The organism is Pedococcus sp. P2_D7, from assembly GCF_056404295.1.
The window spans coordinates 661,531-682,684 of sequence record NZ_JBFUEH010000001.1 but is presented as its reverse complement, the minus strand read 5'-3'; the positions used below and the strand labels follow the sequence as shown (position 1 = coordinate 682,684).

General features: G+C 68.3%; 14 protein-coding genes and 3 rRNA genes. All 17 read left to right on the top strand.

The features are described 5' to 3' along the window. Positions 1 to 696 precede the first annotated feature (696 nt). The 17 genes from AC1DWJ_RS03250 (at position 697) to AC1DWJ_RS03170 (ending at position 21,149) form a co-directional block, all read left to right on the top strand. A 16S ribosomal RNA gene (locus tag AC1DWJ_RS03250) occupies positions 697 to 2,222 on the top strand. Positions 2,223 to 2,585: 363 nt separating this feature from the next. Continuing rightward, positions 2,586 to 5,699 (top strand): 23S ribosomal RNA (locus AC1DWJ_RS03245). 70 nt (positions 5,700 to 5,769) lie between these two features. Then, a 5S ribosomal RNA gene (gene rrf, locus AC1DWJ_RS03240) occupies positions 5,770 to 5,886 on the top strand. The 16S, 23S and 5S rRNA genes sit together here, the layout of an rRNA operon. Before the next feature lie 191 nt (positions 5,887 to 6,077). Continuing rightward, positions 6,078 to 7,115, top strand: a complete 1,038-nt coding sequence (locus AC1DWJ_RS03235; RefSeq protein WP_457255556.1) for a tetratricopeptide repeat protein — start codon at positions 6,078 to 6,080, stop codon at positions 7,113 to 7,115. Next, positions 7,105 to 8,130 (top strand): HAD-IIA family hydrolase, encoded by a 1,026-nt coding sequence (locus AC1DWJ_RS03230; protein WP_457255555.1) that lies wholly within the window; start codon positions 7,105 to 7,107, stop codon positions 8,128 to 8,130. Before AC1DWJ_RS03235 ends, AC1DWJ_RS03230 begins: the two co-directional genes overlap by 11 nt. Positions 8,131 to 8,177: 47 nt before the next feature. After that, positions 8,178 to 8,963, top strand: a complete 786-nt coding sequence (locus tag AC1DWJ_RS03225; RefSeq protein ID WP_457255554.1) for a hypothetical protein — start codon at positions 8,178 to 8,180, stop codon at positions 8,961 to 8,963. Continuing rightward, on the top strand, positions 8,960 to 9,241 hold the full coding sequence (locus AC1DWJ_RS03220; protein WP_457255553.1) for a hypothetical protein: 282 nt from the start codon (positions 8,960 to 8,962) through the stop codon (positions 9,239 to 9,241). The genes AC1DWJ_RS03225 and AC1DWJ_RS03220 overlap by 4 nt, the downstream gene beginning before the upstream one ends. After that, the gene (locus tag AC1DWJ_RS03215) at positions 9,238 to 10,089 is read left to right on the top strand and encodes a TlyA family RNA methyltransferase (RefSeq protein ID WP_457255552.1); all 852 of its coding nucleotides are present in this window, start codon (positions 9,238 to 9,240) and stop codon (positions 10,087 to 10,089) included. The genes AC1DWJ_RS03220 and AC1DWJ_RS03215 overlap by 4 nt, the downstream gene beginning before the upstream one ends. Before the next feature lie 38 nt (positions 10,090 to 10,127). Then, on the top strand, positions 10,128 to 11,102 hold the full coding sequence (locus tag AC1DWJ_RS03210) for an NAD kinase (RefSeq protein WP_457255551.1): 975 nt from the start codon (positions 10,128 to 10,130) through the stop codon (positions 11,100 to 11,102). A gap of 84 nt (positions 11,103 to 11,186) precedes the next feature. Beyond that, a complete protein-coding gene (recN, locus tag AC1DWJ_RS03205) occupies positions 11,187 to 12,908 on the top strand; it encodes a DNA repair protein RecN (protein WP_477619957.1) in 1,722 nt (573 codons plus the stop codon). A gap of 95 nt (positions 12,909 to 13,003) precedes the next feature. After that, on the top strand, positions 13,004 to 14,188 hold the full coding sequence (gene steA, locus AC1DWJ_RS03200) for a putative cytokinetic ring protein SteA (protein ID WP_457255549.1): 1,185 nt from the start codon (positions 13,004 to 13,006) through the stop codon (positions 14,186 to 14,188). After that, positions 14,185 to 15,126 (top strand): copper transporter, encoded by a 942-nt coding sequence (locus tag AC1DWJ_RS03195; RefSeq protein WP_457255548.1) that lies wholly within the window; start codon positions 14,185 to 14,187, stop codon positions 15,124 to 15,126. Before steA ends, AC1DWJ_RS03195 begins: the two co-directional genes overlap by 4 nt. A gap of 5 nt (positions 15,127 to 15,131) precedes the next feature. Next, entirely contained in the window at positions 15,132 to 15,932 is an 801-nt protein-coding gene (locus AC1DWJ_RS03190; RefSeq protein ID WP_457255547.1) for a hypothetical protein, read from the top strand. Between the two features lie 63 nt (positions 15,933 to 15,995). Beyond that, the gene (gene murJ, locus AC1DWJ_RS03185; protein ID WP_457255546.1) at positions 15,996 to 17,648 is read left to right on the top strand and encodes a murein biosynthesis integral membrane protein MurJ; all 1,653 of its coding nucleotides are present in this window, start codon (positions 15,996 to 15,998) and stop codon (positions 17,646 to 17,648) included. Then, a complete protein-coding gene (locus AC1DWJ_RS03180) occupies positions 17,645 to 18,760 on the top strand; it encodes a glycosyltransferase family 4 protein (protein WP_457255545.1) in 1,116 nt (371 codons plus the stop codon). Before murJ ends, AC1DWJ_RS03180 begins: the two co-directional genes overlap by 4 nt. Positions 18,761 to 18,771: 11 nt before the next feature. After that, positions 18,772 to 20,478 (top strand): CTP synthase, encoded by a 1,707-nt coding sequence (locus AC1DWJ_RS03175; RefSeq protein ID WP_457255544.1) that lies wholly within the window; start codon positions 18,772 to 18,774, stop codon positions 20,476 to 20,478. Then, positions 20,475 to 21,149 (top strand): NUDIX domain-containing protein, encoded by a 675-nt coding sequence (locus AC1DWJ_RS03170; protein ID WP_457255543.1) that lies wholly within the window; start codon positions 20,475 to 20,477, stop codon positions 21,147 to 21,149. Before AC1DWJ_RS03175 ends, AC1DWJ_RS03170 begins: the two co-directional genes overlap by 4 nt. Positions 21,150 to 21,154 lie beyond the last annotated feature (5 nt).

Sequence of the window (21,154 nt, the reverse complement as noted above, 5' to 3'; positions counted from 1 at the left end):
CGCTGACCTGCGGATTTGTGTTTTGCGGGAAGCCCCGTCTAATGTTCTCGACGTCAGCCCGACAGGGAGGAACGGACACCACCGCGGTGAACGAAAGTTCGCGCGAAGTAGGCCGGTCCCGGGGCAGATCCCACCGAAAAGCACCTGGGAAACCAGACGCTCCGGAGCGCCCGCAAGGGTGGTCAGAGGCGGGCCGAGAGGCTGCTACAGTGGGCGCTCCACAGAAAAGCATCCGGTTCGCCGGAGGGCATCTGGGCGGCCCGGAAGGGCTGCTGGACGCCGGCTAGTGAGTTTCTGGAAACGCTGAGTTTTTGGAACATCGCCAGCCTGCTACAGTGGAACACCTCGCGGAGAGCCAAGCGCGCTCAATCCACCGCTTCCAGCAGGAAGCGCAAGGATTTGACGCCCAAGAGCGAAGCGAGTAACTTTGAAGGGTTGCCCCGAACGCCGACCGGAAGGTCAGCGGATGGTGCGCGTCCGAACCTTGAGAACTCAACAGCGTGTCAAAAATCGATGCCAATTACCTCGTCTCGAGGTGGCAGCGAACCAGGCCAAAGGTCTGGGGATGCAGTCACGTCGAACGAAAATCCTTTGGTTGACAATGAATTTCTAGCAATAGCTAGTTGTTCTTGCTCAGTCAGCGAAACAACCCTTCTTGGGTAACAGTTTCGTGGTCCTCGGATCACGAGCTAAACATCAATGGAGAGTTTGATCCTGGCTCAGGACGAACGCTGGCGGCGTGCTTAACACATGCAAGTCGAACGGTGATGGTGGGAGCTTGCTCCTACCGGATCAGTGGCGAACGGGTGAGTAACACGTGAGTAACCTGCCCCAGACTCTGGAATAACCCCGGGAAACCGGAGCTAATACCGGATACGAGACGAAGCTGCATGGCTATCGTCTGGAAAGTTTTTCGGTCTGGGATGGACTCGCGGCCTATCAGCTTGTTGGTGAGGTAATGGCTCACCAAGGCGACGACGGGTAGCCGGCCTGAGAGGGCGACCGGCCACACTGGGACTGAGACACGGCCCAGACTCCTACGGGAGGCAGCAGTGGGGAATATTGCACAATGGGCGAAAGCCTGATGCAGCGACGCCGCGTGAGGGATGACGGCCTTCGGGTTGTAAACCTCTTTCAGCAGGGAAGAAGCGAAAGTGACGGTACCTGCAGAAGAAGCACCGGCTAACTACGTGCCAGCAGCCGCGGTAATACGTAGGGTGCGAGCGTTGTCCGGAATTATTGGGCGTAAAGAGCTTGTAGGCGGTTTGTCGCGTCTGCCGTGAAAATCCGAGGCTCAACCTCGGACTTGCGGTGGGTACGGGCAGACTAGAGTGTGGTAGGGGAGACTGGAATTCCTGGTGTAGCGGTGAAATGCGCAGATATCAGGAGGAACACCGATGGCGAAGGCAGGTCTCTGGGCCACTACTGACGCTGAGAAGCGAAAGCATGGGGAGCGAACAGGATTAGATACCCTGGTAGTCCATGCCGTAAACGTTGGGAACTAGGTGTGGGTCTCATTCCACGAGATCCGTGCCGCAGCTAACGCATTAAGTTCCCCGCCTGGGGAGTACGGCCGCAAGGCTAAAACTCAAAGGAATTGACGGGGGCCCGCACAAGCGGCGGAGCATGCGGATTAATTCGATGCAACGCGAAGAACCTTACCAAGGCTTGACATATGCGAGAACGCTGCAGAGATGCAGAACTCTTTGGACACTCGCATACAGGTGGTGCATGGTTGTCGTCAGCTCGTGTCGTGAGATGTTGGGTTAAGTCCCGCAACGAGCGCAACCCTCGTTCTATGTTGCCAGCACGTAATGGTGGGGACTCATAGGAGACTGCCGGGGTCAACTCGGAGGAAGGTGGGGATGACGTCAAATCATCATGCCCCTTATGTCTTGGGCTTCACGCATGCTACAATGGCCGGTACAAAGGGCTGCGAAACCGCGAGGTGGAGCGAATCCCAAAAAACCGGTCTCAGTTCGGATTGGGGTCTGCAACTCGACCCCATGAAGTCGGAGTCGCTAGTAATCGCAGATCAGCAACGCTGCGGTGAATACGTTCCCGGGCCTTGTACACACCGCCCGTCAAGTCACGAAAGTCGGTAACACCCGAAGCCGGTGGCCCAACTCTTTGAGGGGGAGCCGTCGAAGGTGGGACTGGCGATTGGGACTAAGTCGTAACAAGGTAGCCGTACCGGAAGGTGCGGCTGGATCACCTCCTTTCTAAGGAGCACTGGTCGCGAAAGCGATCCAGAGCCTGGTCTGTAGGCGTATGTCCTACACCAGGAGCTCAAGGGTGGAACATCGATTATTTGGCGCTGACACCGACTCGTGTCGCAAGTACAAGTCAGGTCCTCGGACCTGACAGTGGAACGCAATCGAGAGGGTGCCGGCGCCTGACACGTTGTTGGGTCCTGAGGGCTTCGGGCGAAAGCTTGAACCTCAGGCCGGTAGATCGGCCAGGACCCTCCCCACGGATGAACCGCCGCACGGTGCTGTTGTACAGCGACCAGCGGTAGGCACCGAAACAGGGGAGGGGCCGCCCGTACCTTGAGAACTACACAGTGGACGCGAGCATCTTTGTAAACTCAAGTTTATAAGGGCAAACGGTGGATGCCTTGGCACCAGGAACCGAAGAAGGACGTAGGAATCTGCGATAAGCCTCGGGGAGTCGATAACCAGACTGTGATCCGAGGATTTCCGAATGGGGAAACCCGGCTGGAGGCAAGTCCAGTCACTCCCGCCTGAACACATAGGGCGGGTAGAGGGAACGTGGGGAAGTGAAACATCTCAGTACCCACAGGAAGAGAAAGCAACCGCGATTCCGTGAGTAGTGGCGAGCGAAAGCGGAAGAGGCTAAACCGATCATGTGTGATAGCTGTCAGGCGTTGCATGGTCGGGGTCGTGGGACTTTTCGGTCAGGACTGACATCCTGACATGGAGTCAAAAATTCGCGTTATAGTCGAAGGGCATTGAAAGGCCCGGCACAGAGGGTGCGACCCCCGTAGACGAAATGACGCGAACTCCAGAGAAGTATCCCAAGTAGCACGGGGCCCGAGAAATCCCGTGTGAATCTGGCGGGACCACCCGCTAAGCCTAAATATTCCCTGGTGACCGATAGCGGACAAGTACCGTGAGGGAAAGGTGAAAAGTACCCCGGGAGGGGAGTGAAATAGATCCTGAAACCGTTTGCCTACAATCCGTTGGAGCCTCCTTGTGGGGTGACAGCGTGCCTTTTGAAGAATGAGCCTGCGAGTTAGTGCTCAGTGGCGAGGTTAACCCGTGTGGGGAAGCCGTAGCGAAAGCGAGTCCGAATAGGGCGATTTAGTCGCTGGGTCTAGACCCGAAGCGGAGTGATCTACCCATGGCCAGGTTGAAGCGACGGTAAGACGTCGTGGAGGACCGAACCCACTTAGGTTGAAAACTGAGGGGATGAGCTGTGGGTAGGGGTGAAAGGCCAATCAAACTCCGTGATAGCTGGTTCTCCCCGAAATGCATTTAGGTGCAGCGTCACGTGTTTCTTACCGGAGGTAGAGCTACTGGATAGCTAATGGGCCTCACCAGGTTACTGACGTTAGCCAAACTCCGAATGCCGGTAAGTGAGAGCGTGGCAGTGAGACTGCGGGGGATAAGCTCCGTAGTCGAGAGGGAAACAGCCCAGACCACCATCTAAGGTCCCTAAGCGTGTGCTAAGTGGGAAAGGATGTGGAGTTGCATTGACAACCAGGAGGTTGGCTTAGAAGCAGCCACCCTTTAAAGAGTGCGTAATAGCTCACTGGTCAAGTGATTCCGCGCCGACAATGTAGCGGGGCTCAAGCACACCACCGAAGCTGTGGCATTGACACTTTGCCCGGCCGTGACATCTGAGGATCCACGGTCCAAGCGTGTTGATGGGTAGGGGAGCGTCGTGTGGCCAGGGAAGCGGCGGAGTGATCCAGCCGTGGAGGCCACACGAGTGAGAATGCAGGCATGAGTAGCGAATGACGGGCGAGAAACCCGTCCGCCGAATAACCAAGGGTTCCAGGGTCAAGCTAATCTGCCCTGGGTAAGTCGGGACCTAAGGCGAGGCCGACAGGCGTAGTCGATGGACATCCGGTTGATATTCCGGAACCGGCGAAGAACCGCCCATGACGAACCTAGTGATGCTAAGCGCCTGAAGCTCGATGACGTCTTCGGACTGATTCGAGTGGAGCGCGCGACCCGATCTAGTACTAGTCAAGCAATGGAGAGACGCAGGAAGGTAGCCTCCGCGTGGCGATGGTAGTCCACGTCCAAGGGTGTAGGGAGTGAGGTAGGCAAATCCGCCTCACACATATCCTGAGACCTGATAGTGACCGCGTATGCGGGAAGAGGGTGATCCTATGCTGCCTAGAAAATCTTCTAGCGAGGTTCGAGCCGCCCGTACCCCAAACCGACTCAGGTGGTTAGGTAGAGAATACCAAGGCGATCGAGTGAATCATGGTTAAGGAATTCGGCAAAATACCCCCGTAACTTCGGGAGAAGGGGGGCCCTGATCGTGACGGCACTTGCTGCCCGAGCGTGATCGGCCGCAGAGACCAGGGAGAAGCGACTGTTTACTAAAAACACAGGTCCGTGCGAAGTCGCAAGACGATGTATACGGACTGACGCCTGCCCGGTGCTGGAAGGTTAAGAGGACCGGTTAGTTCTTCGGAGCGAAGCTGAGAATTTAAGCCCCAGTAAACGGCGGTGGTAACTATAACCATCCTAAGGTAGCGAAATTCCTTGTCGGGTAAGTTCCGACCTGCACGAATGGCGTAACGACTTCTCCACTGTCTCAACCATGAACTCGGCGAAATTGCACTACGAGTAAAGATGCTCGTTACGCGCAGCAGGACGGAAAGACCCCGGGACCTTTACTACAGCTTGGTATTGGTGTTCGGTACGGCTTGTGTAGGATAGGTGGGAGACTTTGAAGCCGGCACGCCAGTGTCGGTGGAGTCAACGTTGAAATACCACTCTGGTCGTTCTGGATATCTAACCTCGGTCCGTGATCCGGATCAGGGACAGTGCCTGGTGGGTAGTTTAACTGGGGCGGTTGCCTCCTAAAAGGTAACGGAGGCGCCCAAAGGTTCCCTCAGCCTGGTTGGCAATCAGGTTTCGAGTGTAAGTGCACAAGGGAGCTTGACTGTGAGAGAGGCATCTCGAGCAGGGACGAAAGTCGGGACTAGTGATCCGGCGGTGGCTTGTGGAAGCGCCGTCGCTCAACGGATAAAAGGTACCCCGGGGATAACAGGCTGATCTTGCCCAAGAGTCCATATCGACGGCATGGTTTGGCACCTCGATGTCGGCTCGTCGCATCCTGGGGCTGGAGTAGGTCCCAAGGGTTGGGCTGTTCGCCCATTAAAGCGGTACGCGAGCTGGGTTTAGAACGTCGTGAGACAGTTCGGTCCCTATCCGCTGTGCGCGTAGGAAACTTGAGAAGGGCTATCCCTAGTACGAGAGGACCGGGATGGACGAACCTCTGGTGTGTCAGTTGTTCTGCCAAGAGCACGGCTGATTAGCTACGTTCGGAAACGATAACCGCTGAAAGCATCTAAGCGGGAAGCGTGCTTCAAGATGAGGTTTCCATGGACTTCGGTCCGAGAGGCTCCCAGCTAGACTACTGGGTTGATAGGCCAGACGTGGAAGTGCGGTAACGCATGTAGCTGACTGGTACTAATAAGCCGATAACTTGACTAACAAAGATGTTACGCGTCCACTGTGTGGTTCCCGAGATACGGTCGGGAATCGATTGAAATCTCCATAGAGTTTCGGCTGTCATAGCGAAGGGGAAACGCCCGGCTCCATTCCGAACCCGGAAGCTAAGCCCTTCAGCGCCGATGGTACTGCACTGGTGACGGTGTGGGAGAGTAGGACGCAGCCGGACATACTTTCAAAAGGGCCATCCCACTCGGGATGGCCCTTTTGCATTGTCTTTTCCTGGCTCTGCCTTTCCGGGCATGGTCGGAAAGGACCTGCACGGGCCGCGCGACGTCGCCGGCCGGCGCGGACCACGGTGTCCCGCCACGGCGACAGTCCGTAGACTGCACACGATTACTGCACAGCGAGGAGCAAAACGTGCCCGAGAACCAGCCAGGCCGTGGTGGCCAGAACCGTCGACCCTCATCGGGTGGTGGTCGTCCCCCCGGCGCAGGCGGTGGGCGCTCCTCGGGCCCTCGTCGGGACGGTGGTTCCACCAGTCGAGGTGACGGTCCGTCCCGGGGCGGCCGCGGTGGCTCGGGCGGTCGACCCGAGCGTGGCGGTGCCGGCCGTGGTGACCGCCGCGACGGTGGCGCCGGCGGCGCCGGAGACGCGAGGACGACGGGTCCCCGGCTGGCGCCCAAGAAGCCCAAGCTCCCCGAACCGCGGATCGCCGAAGGCGTGACCGGCAAGGAGCTCGACCGCTCCGTCCACCAGCAGCTGCGCACCCTGAGCAAGGAGAACGCCGAGGGCGTGGCTCAGCACCTCGTCATGGTCGCTGCGCTGCTCGAGGTCGACGACCTCGAGAGCGCCGAGGCCCACGCCGAGACGGCCGTCCGTCGCGCGGGTCGCGTTCCCGCCGCGCGCGAGGCCCTGGGCCTGGTGGCTTATCGCAAGGGTGAGTGGGCCCGGGCACTGAGCGAGTTCCGCACCGCGCGTCGGCTGAGCGGTTCCTCGCACCTGTTGGCGCTGATGGTCGACTGTGAGCGTGGCCTGGGCCGCCCGGAGCGGGCGCTCGAGCTCGCCATGTCGCCCGAGGCCAAGACGCTCGCCGTCGAGGACCGCGTCGAGCTGGCCATCGTCATCTCCGGCATCCGGCGTGACCTCGGACAGCTCGAGGCCTCGCAGCAGGCACTGCAGATCCCGCAGCTCAAGGGTTCTGCTCGCAAGCCGTGGTCGGCCCGGTTGTCCTACGCCTACGCCGAGGCCCAGCTGGCCCTCGGCCGCGACGACGACGCCCGCGACTGGTTCGCGCGCGCCGCGGATGCCGACGACGAGCTGGAGACCGACGCCGCGGAGCGGCTGGCCGAGCTCGACGGGGTGATCCTCACCGACCTGCTCGACGGTGAGGAGGACGACGACGAGGGCGACGCCGCCCCTGCCCAGAGCCGCGAGCCCGGTGGCGATGCCCGCTAGCGGGCCGCACCTCGTCGACCGGTATGCCGCGGTCGTCTGTGACCTCGACGGCGTGGTCTACCGGGGTCCGGACGCGGTGGAGCACGCCGTCTCGGCGCTGTCCGCCCTGACGGTCCCGATCGTCTACGCCACCAACAACGCGTCGCGGCCGCCGGACGAGGTCGCGGGACACTTGACCGATCTCGGCCTGCACGTGCGGGCGCGCGATGTCGCGACGAGCTCGCAGGCAGGGGCGGCGGTCTTGCGCACCCTGGTGCCGGCGGGCTCGAGGGTCCTGGCGATCGGTGGGATCGGGGTGCGGGAAGCGTTGCAACACCAAGGATTCGAGGTGGCCACCCCCCACCAGACGCGCGAGTCGCTGGACCACGTCGTGGCCGCCGTGCTCCAGGGGTACGGCGCGGCCGTCACCGCTGCCGATCTGTCGGAGGCGGCGTATGCCGTGGCAGCCGGGGCCGTCTGGGTCGCCACCAACACCGACGCGACCCTGCCCACCCACCGGGGCACCGCTCCCGGCAACGGCACCCTGGTGGCCGCGGTCCAGCGGGCCACGGGGCAGGAGCCGCGAGTCGTCGGGAAGCCGTATGCCCCGCTGTACGAGCTCTGTGCCGCTCGGCTGGAGACAGCCCCGGCTCGGGTGCTGGCCGTGGGAGACCGGCTCGACACCGACATCGCCGGAGCGGTTGCCGCCGGCATGGACTCGGCGCTCGTGCTGACCGGCATCGACTCGGTGACCACGCTGGTGTCTGCCCCGGCAGCCATGCGGCCCACCTACCTGCTCGAGGACCTGCGGTCGCTGTCCGCCGCCTATGTGCCCGCCGAGACCGACTACTCGTGGTGGGTCTGCGGGGACGACCGGCGGCGCGTCGTCGACGGAGCCTGGGAGGTGGCGTCGAAGGGGAGCGCCATCGAGGCCGCCCGCGCCGGCGTGGCGTGCCTCCACGAGGCCCTGGACCTCGGCGACCTGGACGAGGACGCGGTGCAGCGGCTCGTTCCCGAGATCGACGCTTGGCAGTAGCGTGAGGGGCGCGAGCGACCCCGCCGCTTCATCGAGGAGGACCTACCGTGGCTTTCGAATCCGTGCGCAGCTATGTCCAGCTCGCCAGCGGTCTGGGCGAGATGACCAAGGCCAAGGCGATGGACGCAGCGCAGGGCCTGCTGGCCCTTCCCGGCGCGGACGAGGTGACCAGGCGGGCGGTGCAGGCCTCCACGCTCGCCGACCAGCTCCTCGAAGCAGCCAGGGCCAACCGCGCCAACCTGCTCACCCTGATCCAGACCGAGGTCGAGTCAGCACTCAAGAAGGCTGATGTGGCCCGGGTGGCGGATGTCGATGCCGCCCGCGCCGCCCTGACCACGGTGACCAAGGAGATCGTCGAGCTCCGAGCGCTCCTGGTGGCGACCGGCGCCTCCGCCGTGGCCGGCGCGTCCCGCAGCTCGCTCGGCAGGACGGTCAGCCGCTCCGGAGCCATCTCCACCGCGGCTCGACCCGCGGCCCCGGCAGCCGCACCGGCTGCGCCCGCCGCACCGGCTGCGCCCGCCGCGAAGGCTGCGCCCGCCGCGAAGGCTGCGCCGGCGACGAAGGCGGCCGCGAAGACCACCGCAAGGAAATCCGCTGCGAAGAACGCAGCGCCCGCCACGAAGGCTGCGCCGGCGAAGAAGGCGGCGGCCACGAAGAAGACCTCCGCAAGCAAGACCACTGCGAAGAAGGCTGCGCCCGCCGCGAAGGCTGCGCCGGCGAAGAAGGGGGCGGCCACGAAGAAGACCTCCGCAAGCAAGACCACTGCGAAGAAGGCTGCGCCCGCAAAGAAGACCACCGCGAAGAAGACCACAGCCACGAAGGCAGCAGAATGAGCGACGAACACCCGAGCGACGACCAGGGCGCTGCCGACCCGGAGACGCCCTCGTCGGGCGCCGCCGTGGCCCACGCCTCGCGGCACGAGAACCCCGCCGACCAGGCCGAGTCCCTCGGTACGGGCCTGGGTGACCAGGCCACCGGTGACATCGTGATCGACTCGGCGTTGCAGGACCTGCAGAATGCACCAACCGACGACCTGGACGCCCAGATCGACGCGGGTCAGCGGGTGCAGGAGACCCTCCAGGCCCGGCTGTCCGACCTCGGCGGCGAGTGAGCGACTCCACACCGCGCGACGCCGTGCCGCGCGACCCCGTGCCGCGCGACACGGCTCGGCTCGATCTCGAGCTCGTCCGGCGCGGCCTGGCCCGGTCGCGGGGGCACGCTCGCACGCTGGTCGACGCCGGTGACGTGAGCATCGACGGCAAGCCCGCCGCGAAGCCCTCGATCCCGGTCGCCCCCGGCCAGCGCATCGAGGTGCGCGAGGAGGGGCCGCGCTGGGTGAGCCGCGCGGCATACAAGCTGTTGGGGGCCCTGGAGACGTTCGGGCCACCGGGCCTGGAGGCCGCTGGAAAACGCTGTCTCGACGTGGGCGCCTCGACCGGTGGGTTCACCCAGGTCCTGCTCCACCACGGGGCGGCCCACGTCATCGCCCTCGACGTCGGGCACGGCCAGCTCGTCCCAGCCCTCGCCGATGACCCGCGGGTCACCGACCGGTCGCGGACCACGGTGCGGGACCTCACGGCCGCAGCCATCGGGGGACCGGTCGACCTGCTCGTCGCCGACCTGAGCTTCATCTCGCTGACCCTGGTGCTCGACACCTTCCGGGGGCTGCTCACCGACGAGGGTGACGTGGTGGTGCTGGTCAAGCCGCAGTTCGAGGTCGGCCGCACCCGGCTGGGCAAGGGCGGCATCGTCCGGGCGCAGGGTGACCGTGCGTGGGCGGTCACCGAGGTCGCCCGCGCGGCGGTGGCCGCGGGCCTGCACCCCCGGGGCCTGGCCCGCAGCCCGATCGAGGGCGGCGAGGGCAACGTCGAGTACCTCCTGTGGCTGACCCCCCGCGACGCGCAGTCGATGGGATGGGAGGCTCTGGTGAAGGCCGCTGACGACGTGACCGCGCCATGACTGACCTCGAAGGGACACCAGACCGTGGGGAGCACACCATGAGTTCAGGGAGCACCGACCCAGGCAGCAGCACGCCGGGTCGCCGGATCCTGCTCGTGGCCCACCCGCGCCGCCAGGAGGCGCAGGACGTGGCCACCGCCGTGGTCGAGCGCCTGCACGCGGCAGGCATCGAGGTGGTCGTCCAGCGCGACGAGGCCACCGCCGTCAACCTGGCCCAGCACCCGGGCGTGACCCTGGTCGACGGGGACGCCGCGGCGGAGGGCTGTGAGCTGGTCTGCGTGCTCGGGGGTGACGGGACGATCCTGCGCGGCGCCGAGGTGTCCCGGGGGACGGGCGCACCGCTGCTCGGGGTCAACCTGGGCCACGTGGGCTTCCTCGCGGAGGCCGAGCGCGAGGACATCGACGCCACCGTCGAGCACATCGTCGCCAAGACGTACTCGGTCGAGGAGCGGATGACCCTCGAGGTCACCGCCCACGTCAACGGCGACCCGGTCTACACGAGCTGGGCCCTCAACGAGGTCACCGTCGAGAAGGCCAACCGCGAACGCATGCTCGAGGTCGTGGCCGAGATCGACGGCCGACCCCTCACCACCTGGGGCTGCGACGGCGTCGTCGTCGCCACCCCGACGGGGTCGACCGCCTACGCCTTCTCGGCCGGTGGCCCGGTCGTCTGGCCGGACGTCGAGGCCCTCCTGCTCGTGCCCATCAGTGCGCACGCGCTCTTCGCGCGGCCGCTCGTGCTCGGCCCCAGCTCGCACCTCGCCCTCGAGGTCGTGCCCGACACGCTGGGCACCGGCGCCCTGTGGTGCGACGGCCGCCGCGCGGTGGACCTGCCCCCGGGCGCGCGGATCGAGGTGGTGCGCTCGCAGACGCCGGTGCGGTTGGCCCGGCTCAGCACGTCGCCGTTCACCGACCGGCTCGTCGCCAAGTTCGACCTGTCGATCCACGGGTGGCGCGGTGAGGCCCGTCGCGAGGATGCCGCCCGCGTCGCAGAGGTTCAGCCGCCAGCCTGACCGCCAGCCTGACCGCCAGCCTGACCGCCAGCCTGACCGCCAGCCTGACCGACCCGGTCGGCCCTGCGTGAGAGGCTGTGCCCCGTGCTGTCCGAACTGAGGATCCAGGGACTCGGCGTCATCGACGACGCCGTGCTCGACCTGCACCCGGGGCTCAACGTCGTCACCGGTGAGACCGGCGCGGGAAAGACCATGGTCGTCACCGGACTGGGGCTGCTCCTGGGTGCCCGGGCCGACGCCGGCCTGGTGCGGTCCGGTGCGGGGAGCGCAGTCGTCGAGGGCCTCATCGACGTCGCCAGCGACCACCCGGCCGCTCTGCGCGCCGCCGAGGCGGGCGCCGACGTGACCGACGGGTTGGTCCTCGTGCGGTCGGTCAGCGCGGAGGGCCGTTCGCGCGCCCACGTGGGGGGCCGCTCCGCCCCGGTGGGCGTGCTCGCCGAGATCGGTGAGCACCTCGTGGCGGTCCACGGACAGGCCGACCAGTGGCGCCTGCGCCAGAGCGACCAGCACCGCGCCGTGCTCGACCAGTTCGGGGGAGCTCCCCTCGAGAAGGCCCTGCTGGCCTACACCGACGTCTTCGACGCCCACCAGGCCGCGTCCGCCGAGCTCGCCGACCTGCGCGAACAGGCCCGTGACCGGGCCCGCGAGATCGAGGTCCTCCAGCACGGCCTCGAGCAGCTCGAGCAGGTGGACCCCCAGTCGGGGGAGGACGCCGAGCTCCGCGTCGAGGACGAGCGGCTCGGCCACGCCGAGGGACTGCGCGGTGCCGCATCACTGGCCCACGACCACCTCGCCGGAGCGGGCGAGTATGCCGCGGAGCCGGCGCCCAGCGTCGTGGAGCTGATCGCCTCGGCCCGGCAGGCCCTCGCGGGCGAGGTCGACCACGACCCGGCGCTGCGGGAGCTGGACCGCCGGATGGCCGACCTCGGTTACCTGGCGGCCGACCTCGCCGCCGACCTGAGCAGCTACCTGTCCGACATCGAGGTCGACCCGGCCCGCATGGCGTGGGTCCAGCAGCGGCGCGCCGACCTCACCGCCCTGACCCGCAAGTACGGCGAGACCATCGACGACGTGCTGGCCTGGGGCAAGGCCTCGGCGCAACGGCTCGACGCCCTCCTCAACTCCGACAGCCGGATCGAGGCCCTCGAGCCCGAGGTGGCCCGGCTCGACGCCGAGCGCACCGCCACGGCCCAGGCCCTCGGCAAGGCCCGGCGCTCCGCGGCGACACGGCTCGCCACTGCAGTGACCGGTGAGCTCGCCCACCTGGCGATGGGCCAGGCGACCGTCGACGTCGCCGTCACCCCACGCCCGTCAGGGCTCGCGCGGCACGGCGGCGACGACGTCGAGATCCTGCTTGCGGCCAACCCCGGCAGCCCGGCCCGCACCGTCGCCAAGGCTGCCTCGGGCGGTGAGCTGTCCCGGGTCATGCTGGCGCTCGAGGTCGTGACCGGTGCGGCGGGCGGGAGCGACGTCCCCACCTTCGTCTTCGACGAGGTCGACGCCGGGGTCGGGGGAGCCGCTGCCCTGGACGTCGGCGCCCGGCTGGCCGCGCTGGCGCGGCACGCCCAGGTCGTCGTGGTCACGCACCTGCCCCAGGTCGCGGCCTACGCCGACCGCCACCTCGTCGTGCGCAAGGCCAGCGACGGACACATCACCTCCAGCGGGGTGCACGCGCTCGACGGCGAGGAACGGCTGCGCGAGCTCGCCCGCATGATGGCCGGTGTCGACACGGGCACCGCCCTCGACCACGCGCGAGAGCTCGTCGAGGAGACCACCGCTCGTCGCGCCACCGCGGTGCGCAGCTAGGGAGCTCCGTCGTCGCAGGGCGTGACCCAGGTCGCGAGGTCCGCGCCCGCGTGGGCCGTGCGGCATACCCGTTGCCCCATGGGAGGATGGTCAGGATGCCTTTGAAGTTCACCCGCCAACGTGCCCGCGACCCCGAGTTCCCGGGGGTGCGCGGTTTGGTGCGCGTGGACGCCCGGACCAAGAACCTCACCAAGCGGCTCAAGCCCGGCGAGATCGCCGTCATCGACCACCAGGACATCGACAAGGTGAGCGCGGAGGCCTTGCTGGCGTGCCGGCCGGCCGCCGTCGTCAACGCTGCCCCCTCGATCTCGGGTCGCTACCCCAACCTCGGCCCCGAGATCCTCGTGGACGCGGGGATCCCGCTGATCGACAACGTCGGCAAGGACGTCATGCACGACCTCGCCGACGGTCAGCTCGTGCGGATCGACGGTGACCAGATCTGGGTCGGCGACGAGGTCGTGGCCAAGGGACAGGCCTTCGACCACGAGCTGGTGCAGTCCGCGATGACCGAGGCGCGGGCAGGGCTGGCGGTCCAGCTCGAGGCCTTCGCCGCCAACACGATGGAGTACCTCCGGCGCGAGCGCGAGCTGCTGCTCGACGGGGTCGGCGTGCCCGACATCACCACCAAGATCGACGGCCGGCACGCCCTCATCGTGGTGCGCGGCTACCACTACAAGGAAGACCTGCGCATGCTGCGCAGCTACATCCGGGAGTACCGGCCGGTGCTCATCGGTGTCGACGGCGGTGCCGATGCCCTGCTCGAGGTCGGCCTCAAGCCCGACCTGGTCGTCGGTGACATGGACTCCGTGTCCGATGCGACCCTGCGCTGTGGTGCCGAGATCGTGGTGCACGCCTACCGCGACGGCAACGCCCCCGGTCTCGAGCGCGTCCAGCGGCTCGGCGTCGAGCCGGTCGTCTTCCCGGCCACCGGCACGAGCGAGGACGTCGCGATGCTGCTGGCCGACGACAAGGGCGCCGAGCTGATCGTCGCCGTCGGCACCCACGCGACGCTCGTCGAGTTCCTCGACAAGGGTCGCAGCGGCATGGCCAGCACCTTCCTCACCCGGCTGCGCGTGGGCGGCAAGCTCATCGACGCCAAGGGCGTCAGCCGGCTCTACCGCTCCCGCATCTCCAACCTCGCCCTGACGCTGATGCTGCTGGGGGGCCTCAGCGCGCTGTTCGCGGCGCTCTGGTCCACCACTGGTGGGCGCGCGTTCCTCCAGGTGCTCGGTGCCCGGTGGGACGACCTCTGGTCCTTCGTCGTAGGAATCGTCACGTGATCGACTTTCGTTACCACCTCGTCTCCATCGTCTCGATCTTCATGGCCCTCGCCGTGGGGATCGTGCTCGGTGCCGGTCCGCTCAAGGAGGACATCGGCAACACGCTCACCTCCGAGGTGAAGAACCTGCGCGCCGACAAGGCCTCCCTGCGCAGCGAGCTCGACGCCGCGGAGAAGGGGACCTCGGCGCGCGACGAGTTCACCTCGGCCAGCAACCGCAGCCTGCTCGCGGAGCGGCTCAAGGACACGACGGTCACCCTCGTCGTCCTCCCCGGGGCCGACCCCAACCTCGTCAAGTCCACGCAGGGCACGCTCGCCTCGGCGGGCGCGGTCGTCGGGTCCACGATCTCGGTGCAGGACAACTGGGTCGACCCCGACAAGGCCGCCTTCCGCGCGACGCTCGGGCAGCAGCTGGCCAGTCAGGTGGGGGTCCCGATCGACCAGTCCGGGAGCGACGTCGTCGACGCCGTCCTCGCGCGGTCCGTGCTCGCCAAGGCCGGATCCACCGCCGCAGGTGCTGCGTCGGCGCTCGAGGCGATGCGCACCGGTGACCTGATCCGCTACACCCCCGACAACGTCAAGGTCGCCTCGATCGCCGTGGTCGTGGCCGGTCCCGTGACCGGTTCGGATGCGACCGCGCGCGAGGCCCGGGCGGCCGGCCTGAGCCACCTCGCCGGAGCGCTCGACGAGGCTGGCGCGGGAGCGATCCTCGTGGCTGCGAGCCTCAGCCCCGGCGCCACGAACACCACGTCCGTCGTCACCACCTCCCGCGACGACAGCGACCAGTCCAAGGTGCTGTCCACGGTGGACGACGCCGAGCTCCCGATGGGGCAGGCCAGCCTCGTGTTCGGGCTGCTCGAGCAGCAGGCGGGCAAGTCCGGGCAGTACGGCCTCGCCTCCGACGCGACCGCGGCCTTCCCCCAGCTGGCGACCAAGTAGCCGCCGTGCGCGCACTCGTGTCCGGTGCCGTTGCCGGGGCGCTCGCCGCCTCTGCGCTCCGCCTCCTTCGCGACCACCCGCCCGGCGGGGCGTCCACCTGGGATCGCACCAACCATGCCGGCCGCACGGTCACCCTCCTCGAGGGCCCTGCGTATGCCGTGGGTGCCGCCGGTGCCGCAGCGCTGCTGGGTGCCGGGCCGGGGCCGGTGCTCGCGGCCGGGTCGTCCGCGGCCTTCGGCGCCCTGGACGACCTCAGGGGCGACTCGAGCAGCAAGGGACTGAAGGGCCACCTGGGCGCGCTCGCCCGCGGTGAGGTCACGACCGGCGCGGTCAAGGTCCTCGGCCTCGGGGTGACCGGCCTCGTCTCGGCGGCCCTCATCGACCGCGGGGTCCGCAGCCGTGGCGCCCTGGACACGCTGGTCGGCGGTGCGGTCATCGCGGGCTCGGCCAACCTGCTCAACCTGCTCGACCTGCGCCCCGGTCGCGCGCTCAAGGCGACCATCGTCCTGGGTGCCCTCACGGCGACCTCGGCACGCAGCGCACCGGCTGCCGGTGCCGCAGTGGGTGCCGCCGCAGGCTTGCTCGGACCCGACCTGGCGGGGGAGGCCATGCTCGGCGACACCGGTGCGAACGGCGCCGGCGCGCTGCTCGGCGCCGCCCTGGTGCAGCGCACCGGCCGTCGTGGTCGCTGGGTCGCGTTGGCCGCCCTGACCGCGCTGACCCTCGCGTCAGAGAAGGTCTCGTTCACCTCGGTGATCGAGTCCACCCCGGGGCTGCGCGAGCTCGACGCCCTGGGTCGTCGATGATGCGGGTCGTCGATGGTGCGGTGCCGTCGATGGTGCGGTGCCGTCGATGACGCGGTGTCGCCGATGACCGCGAGGACGGTCGGCACGTCGGTCGCCAAGGCCGCGGCCCTCATCGCCGTCGTGACGCTGCTGGCCCGGCTCGCCGGCTTCGGGCGCACCATCGTGTTCTCGCGCACCGTCGGCGCGGGCGGGGTGGGTGACACCTACCAGTCCGTCAACATGCTCCCCAACGTCGTCTACGAGGTCGCCGCCGGTGGTGCCCTCGCCGCCGTGGCCGTGCCCCTGATCGCGAGCCAGCTGGGGGCGGGGCGTCGTGACGACGCGGACCGGACCGCCTCGGCCCTGCTCACCTGGGCGGTCGCCGTCCTGGTGCCCCTGTCGGTGCTGCTGGCGCTGTCGGCGCCGTGGCTCAGCGACGCGCTGCTCGGCGACTCGACCGTGCCCGGAGCCGCCGAGCTCGGCACCACCATGCTCCTGGTGTTCGCGCCCCAGGTGGCCCTCTACGGCGTCGGGGTCGTGCTGGCCGGCGTCCTCCAGGCGCACCGCAGGTTCCTCGCTGCGGCGCTGGCCCCCCTGCTCTCGAGCCTCGTCGTCATCGCCGCCTACGTCGGCTACCGGCTCGCCGCCGAGCCGGGGACGACGCCGGCCGACATCTCCACCGACGCGACCTGGGTGCTCGCCGGCGGCACGACCCTCGGTGTCGTGGTGCTGAGCCTGCCCCTGCTCGTGCCTGCGGTGCGGGCCGGGGTCCGGCTGAGGCCGACGTTCAGCTTCCCCGAGGGGGTGGCCCGCCGCGCCGGGTCGCTGGCCGGTGCCGGCGTCATCGCGCTGGTGGCCCAGCAGGCCGCCGTCGCGGCCACCCTGTGGCTCACCCACGCCCCACGCACCGTCGACACCGGTGTCGTCAACGTCTACACCTACGTCCAGGCCGTCTACCTCCTCCCGTATGCCGTACTGGCCGTGCCGATCGCGACGTCCGCCTTCCCTGCGCTGGCGCACACCAGCGCCGCCGAGGAGCTGAAGGAACAGGTCGGGACCTCCGCGCGCGACACACTGGCCGCAGCGCTGCGGGGGATCCTGCTGCTCACGGCGGGCGCCGCGACCGTGCTGATGGCGGTCTCGCGTCCGGTCGGGGTGTTCTTCGAGTCGTTCGACCGGGCCGCCGACTCGGGCGGGGGAGCAGCGCTCGCGGCCCTCCCCGGCGCCCTGTCGGCCTACGCCCCGGGACTGGTGGGGTTCTCCGTCGCGGCGTTGCTGACCAGGGCGCTCTACGTGCGGGGCCGCCCCCTCCACGCCGCCCTGGCCGTGGCCGCCGGCTGGGCCCTCGCGGCCCTCATCCCCATCGCGGTGATCCCGCAGGGCTCGAGAGCTGGCACCACCCTGGGCGTGCTCGGCGTGGGCTCGACCGTCGGGATGACGGCCTCCGCGGCAGTGCTGGCGCTCTTGGTGCGCGCCGCCTGGGGACCGGAAGCCGTGCAGGGTGCCGGGCGCACGCTCGGCGCCGCTGTCGTCTCCGTGGCAGTGGGGCTGGTCGTGGGTGACACCGTGGCGCGCGGAATGTCTCCGCACTCACTCTGGTCGGCCCTCGGCAGTGGGTTCCTGGTCGGGCTGATGACCCTGCTGGCCTACCTCGGCGTGATGATGGTTGCGGACCGCAAGGCCATGAAGGCCCTGCGCGAACGCGGCCGCGCCCGGCGCAGGGGGACCTCCGCGTGAGGGTCGTGATGCTCCTGGGCCGCAGCGCCGGCGGCATCGGCACCCACGTGGCCGATCTCACGGCGGACCTGCGCGCCCTCGGCGACGACGTCACCGTGGTGACCGACGGGTCCACCGCGGAACGGTTCGACCTGGCCGGCGCGCGCCTGTGGTGGCCGAGCAGGGCCGCCGGCGTCCTCGGCTCGCTCAGGGACCTGCGGCGGCTGCGCGGGCTCGTGCGGGGCGCTGACGTCCTGCACGCCCACGGCCACCAAGGCGGTCTCGTCGCGGTCGTGGCCTCGGCGGGCACCCGGACCCCGGTGGTCGTCAGCCACCACAACGCGGTGCTGGGAGGCGGCGCGCGACGCCGTGTCCTCGACCTGGTCCAGCGACTGGTCGTGCGGCGGGCCACCGTCGTCACGGGCGCCAGCAGCGACCTGGTCGTCGAGGCGGAGCGTCTGGGTGCCCGTGACGCTCGCCTCGCCCCGGTTCCTTCCCCGCGGGTGCCGGAGCTCCTCGCGGCCGCGCCGCTGCCCGACGCGGAGCGGCGGGCCCTGGCCGCAGAGCTGTTGCAGGAGAACGGGATCGAGCCGCTGACCGCCGACGCGCCCCTTGTGCTGTCGATCGCGCGGGTGGCCCCCCAGAAGGACCTGGGCACGTTCGTCGACACGATCGCCCGGCTGCCCGTGCCCGTCACGGCAGTGGTCGTCGGGGGCGGCGACGCCGACCTGCGCGAGGCCCTCGTGCAGCGGATCGAGGCGGACCGGCTGCCCGTGCACCTCGTCGGCCCGCAACCCGACCCGGCTCGCTGGCTGCGGGCCGCAGACGTCTTCGTCCTGACCTCGACCTGGGAGGCCCGGGCGCTGGTCGTCCAGGAGGCGATGGCCGCCGGGCTGCCGGTGGTGGCAACCGACGTGGGCGGGCTGCCCGACCTCGTCGAGGGCATCGGGGCGCTGGTGCCGGTCGGTGACGCGGGTCGGGCCGCCGAGTCCGTGGCGCGCTACCTCACCGAGCCGGCCACGCGGCATACCGCCTCCGTGGCGGGCCGTGAGCGGGCCACATCGTGGGACGACGGAACGGCGACGGCGAGTCGCTGGCACGAGTGGTACTCAGGCATGCTCGGAATGACGTAGGCTTGAATCCCGTGGTGGAGCAGACGAAACACATCTTCGTAACCGGGGGCGTTGCCTCCTCACTCGGCAAGGGCCTCACGGCCTCAAGCCTCGGACATCTGCTCCGGGCCCGCGGTCTGCGGGTCACGATGCAGAAGCTGGATCCCTATCTCAATGTGGATCCGGGCACGATGAACCCCTTCCAGCACGGCGAGGTCTTCGTGACCGACGACGGTGCGGAGACCGACCTCGACATCGGTCACTACGAGCGGTTCCTCGACAGCAACCTCGTGGGCAAGGCGAACGTCACGACCGGGCAGATCTACAACCAGGTCATCGCCAAGGAGCGGCGGGGTGAGTACCTCGGCGACACCGTCCAGGTCATCCCGCACATCACCAACGAGATCAAGGAACGGATGCGGGCGCAGGCCGCCGGCAGCCCCGGGGTCAAGCCGAGTGAGGCTCCCGACATCATCATCACCGAGATCGGCGGCACGGTCGGCGACATCGAGTCGCTGCCGTTCCTCGAAGCGGCCCGGCAGGTGCGTCACGACGTCGGCCGCGACAACGTGTTCTTCCTCCACGTCTCGCTGGTGCCCTACCTCGCCCCGAGTGGCGAGCTGAAGACCAAGCCCACCCAGCACTCCGTGGCCGCCCTGCGCCAGGTCGGCATCCAGCCCGACGGCCTCGTGCTGCGGGCCGACCGCGAGATCCCCGACAGCATCAAGCGCAAGATCTCGCTGATGTGCGACGTCGACACCGAGGCCTGCGCCGCAGCGGTCGACGCCCCGAGCATCTACGACATCCCGAAGGTCCTGCACAAGGAGGGCCTCGACGCCTACGTGATCCGCCGGCTCGGGCTCAACTTCCGCGACGTCAACTGGCACGACTGGGACGAGCTGCTGCGCCGGGTGCACAGCCCGGAGCACACCGTCGAGATCGCGCTGGTCGGCAAGTACATCGACCTGCCCGACGCCTACCTCTCGGTCACCGAGGCCATGCGCGCTGGTGGGTTCCACCACGACGCCAAGGTCTCGATCCGGTGGGTCGCCAGCGACGAGTGCCAGACCGAGTCCGGTGCGCAGAAGGCGCTCGGCGGCGTCGACGCCGTGCTGGTGCCCGGTGGCTTCGGCGTGCGTGGCATCGAGGGCAAGCTCGGGGCCCTGAAGTGGGCCCGCGAGCGCCAGGTGCCCACGCTCGGTATCTGCCTCGGCCTGCAGTGCATGGTCATCGAGTACGCCCGGAACGTCGCGGGCATCGACGGCGCGAGCTCGACCGAGTTCGACCCGAACACCCCCGCCCCGGTCATCGCGACCATGGAGGAGCAGAAGGCGTTCGTCGAGGGTGCCGGTGACCTCGGTGGCACGATGCGGCTCGGTTCCTACCCGGCCAAGCTGACCGAGGGCTCGGTCATCGCCGAGGCCTACGGCGCGGTCGCCGTCGACGAGCGCCACCGGCACCGCTACGAGGTCAACAACAGCTATCGCGAAGAGCTCGAGGCCGCCGGCCTGGTCTTCTCCGGGCTGTCCCCGGACAAGAACCTCGTCGAGTTCGTCGAGCTGCCCCGCGAGGTGCACCCCTACTACGTCTCGACGCAGGCGCACCCGGAGTTCAAGTCGCGCCCGCACCGGGCCCACCCGCTCTTCGCCGGTCTCGTCGAGGCCGCGATCAACGCCCAGCGCGCCGCTCGGCTGGTCGAGGTGGAGCGCCCGCGCAGCACGGCGGACGCCACGGCGTGACCGAAGGAGCCGAGGGCTTCGAGGGCTTCGACGGCTCAGGCGGCCCTGAGGGGGAGCTGGCCGACCGCTACGCCGACCTGCCCGTCCTGCACTCCGAGGTGGCGCTGCACGGCATCGTCTGGGACGTCGTGCGTGACCGCGTCGACCTCGGTCAGGCCGGCGAGGTGACCCGTGAGTACGTCCGCCACACCGGCGCGGTGGCCGTGGCAGCGCTCGACGCCCGGGGCCGGATCTGCCTCATCCAGCAGTACCGCCACCCCGTGCGGGCCTACGAGTGGGAGATCCCCGCGGGGCTGCTCGACGTCGACGGGGAGCCGCCGCACGTCGGTGCCGCCCGTGAGCTGCACGAGGAGGCGGACCTGGTCGCCGGCACGTGGCACGTGCTCGCCGACTACGTCAGCTCGCCCGGTGGGCTCGACGAGGTGCTGCGCATCTACCTCGCGCGTGACCTCGCCACGGTGCCGGCGGGGGAGCGCCACGAGCGCGACAGCGAGGAGCTGGGTATGCCGGTGCGCTGGGTCGCGCTCGAGGAGGCCCGCGACGCGTTCCTCGCCGGTCGCCTCCACAACGCCACCCTCGGCATCGCCGTGCTCGCGGCCCTCGCGGCGCGCGACCAGGACTGGGCCACCGTGCGACCGGTGGACGCACCCTGGCCCGGCCACCGCGCGTAGGGTCC

Bases quoted from the DNA above. Each gene is read 5' to 3' on its own strand.
- AC1DWJ_RS03220 (WP_457255553.1), top strand. From the start codon at position 8,960: ATGAGCGACGAACACCCGAGCGACGACCAGGGCGCTGCCGACCCGGAG.
- steA (WP_457255549.1), top strand. From the start codon at position 13,004: ATGCCTTTGAAGTTCACCCGCCAACGTGCCCGCGACCCCGAGTTCCCG.
- AC1DWJ_RS03210 (WP_457255551.1), top strand. From the start codon at position 10,128: ATGAGTTCAGGGAGCACCGACCCAGGCAGCAGCACGCCGGGTCGCCGG.
- AC1DWJ_RS03230 (WP_457255555.1), top strand. From the start codon at position 7,105: ATGCCCGCTAGCGGGCCGCACCTCGTCGACCGGTATGCCGCGGTCGTC.
- murJ (WP_457255546.1), top strand. From the start codon at position 15,996: ATGACCGCGAGGACGGTCGGCACGTCGGTCGCCAAGGCCGCGGCCCTC.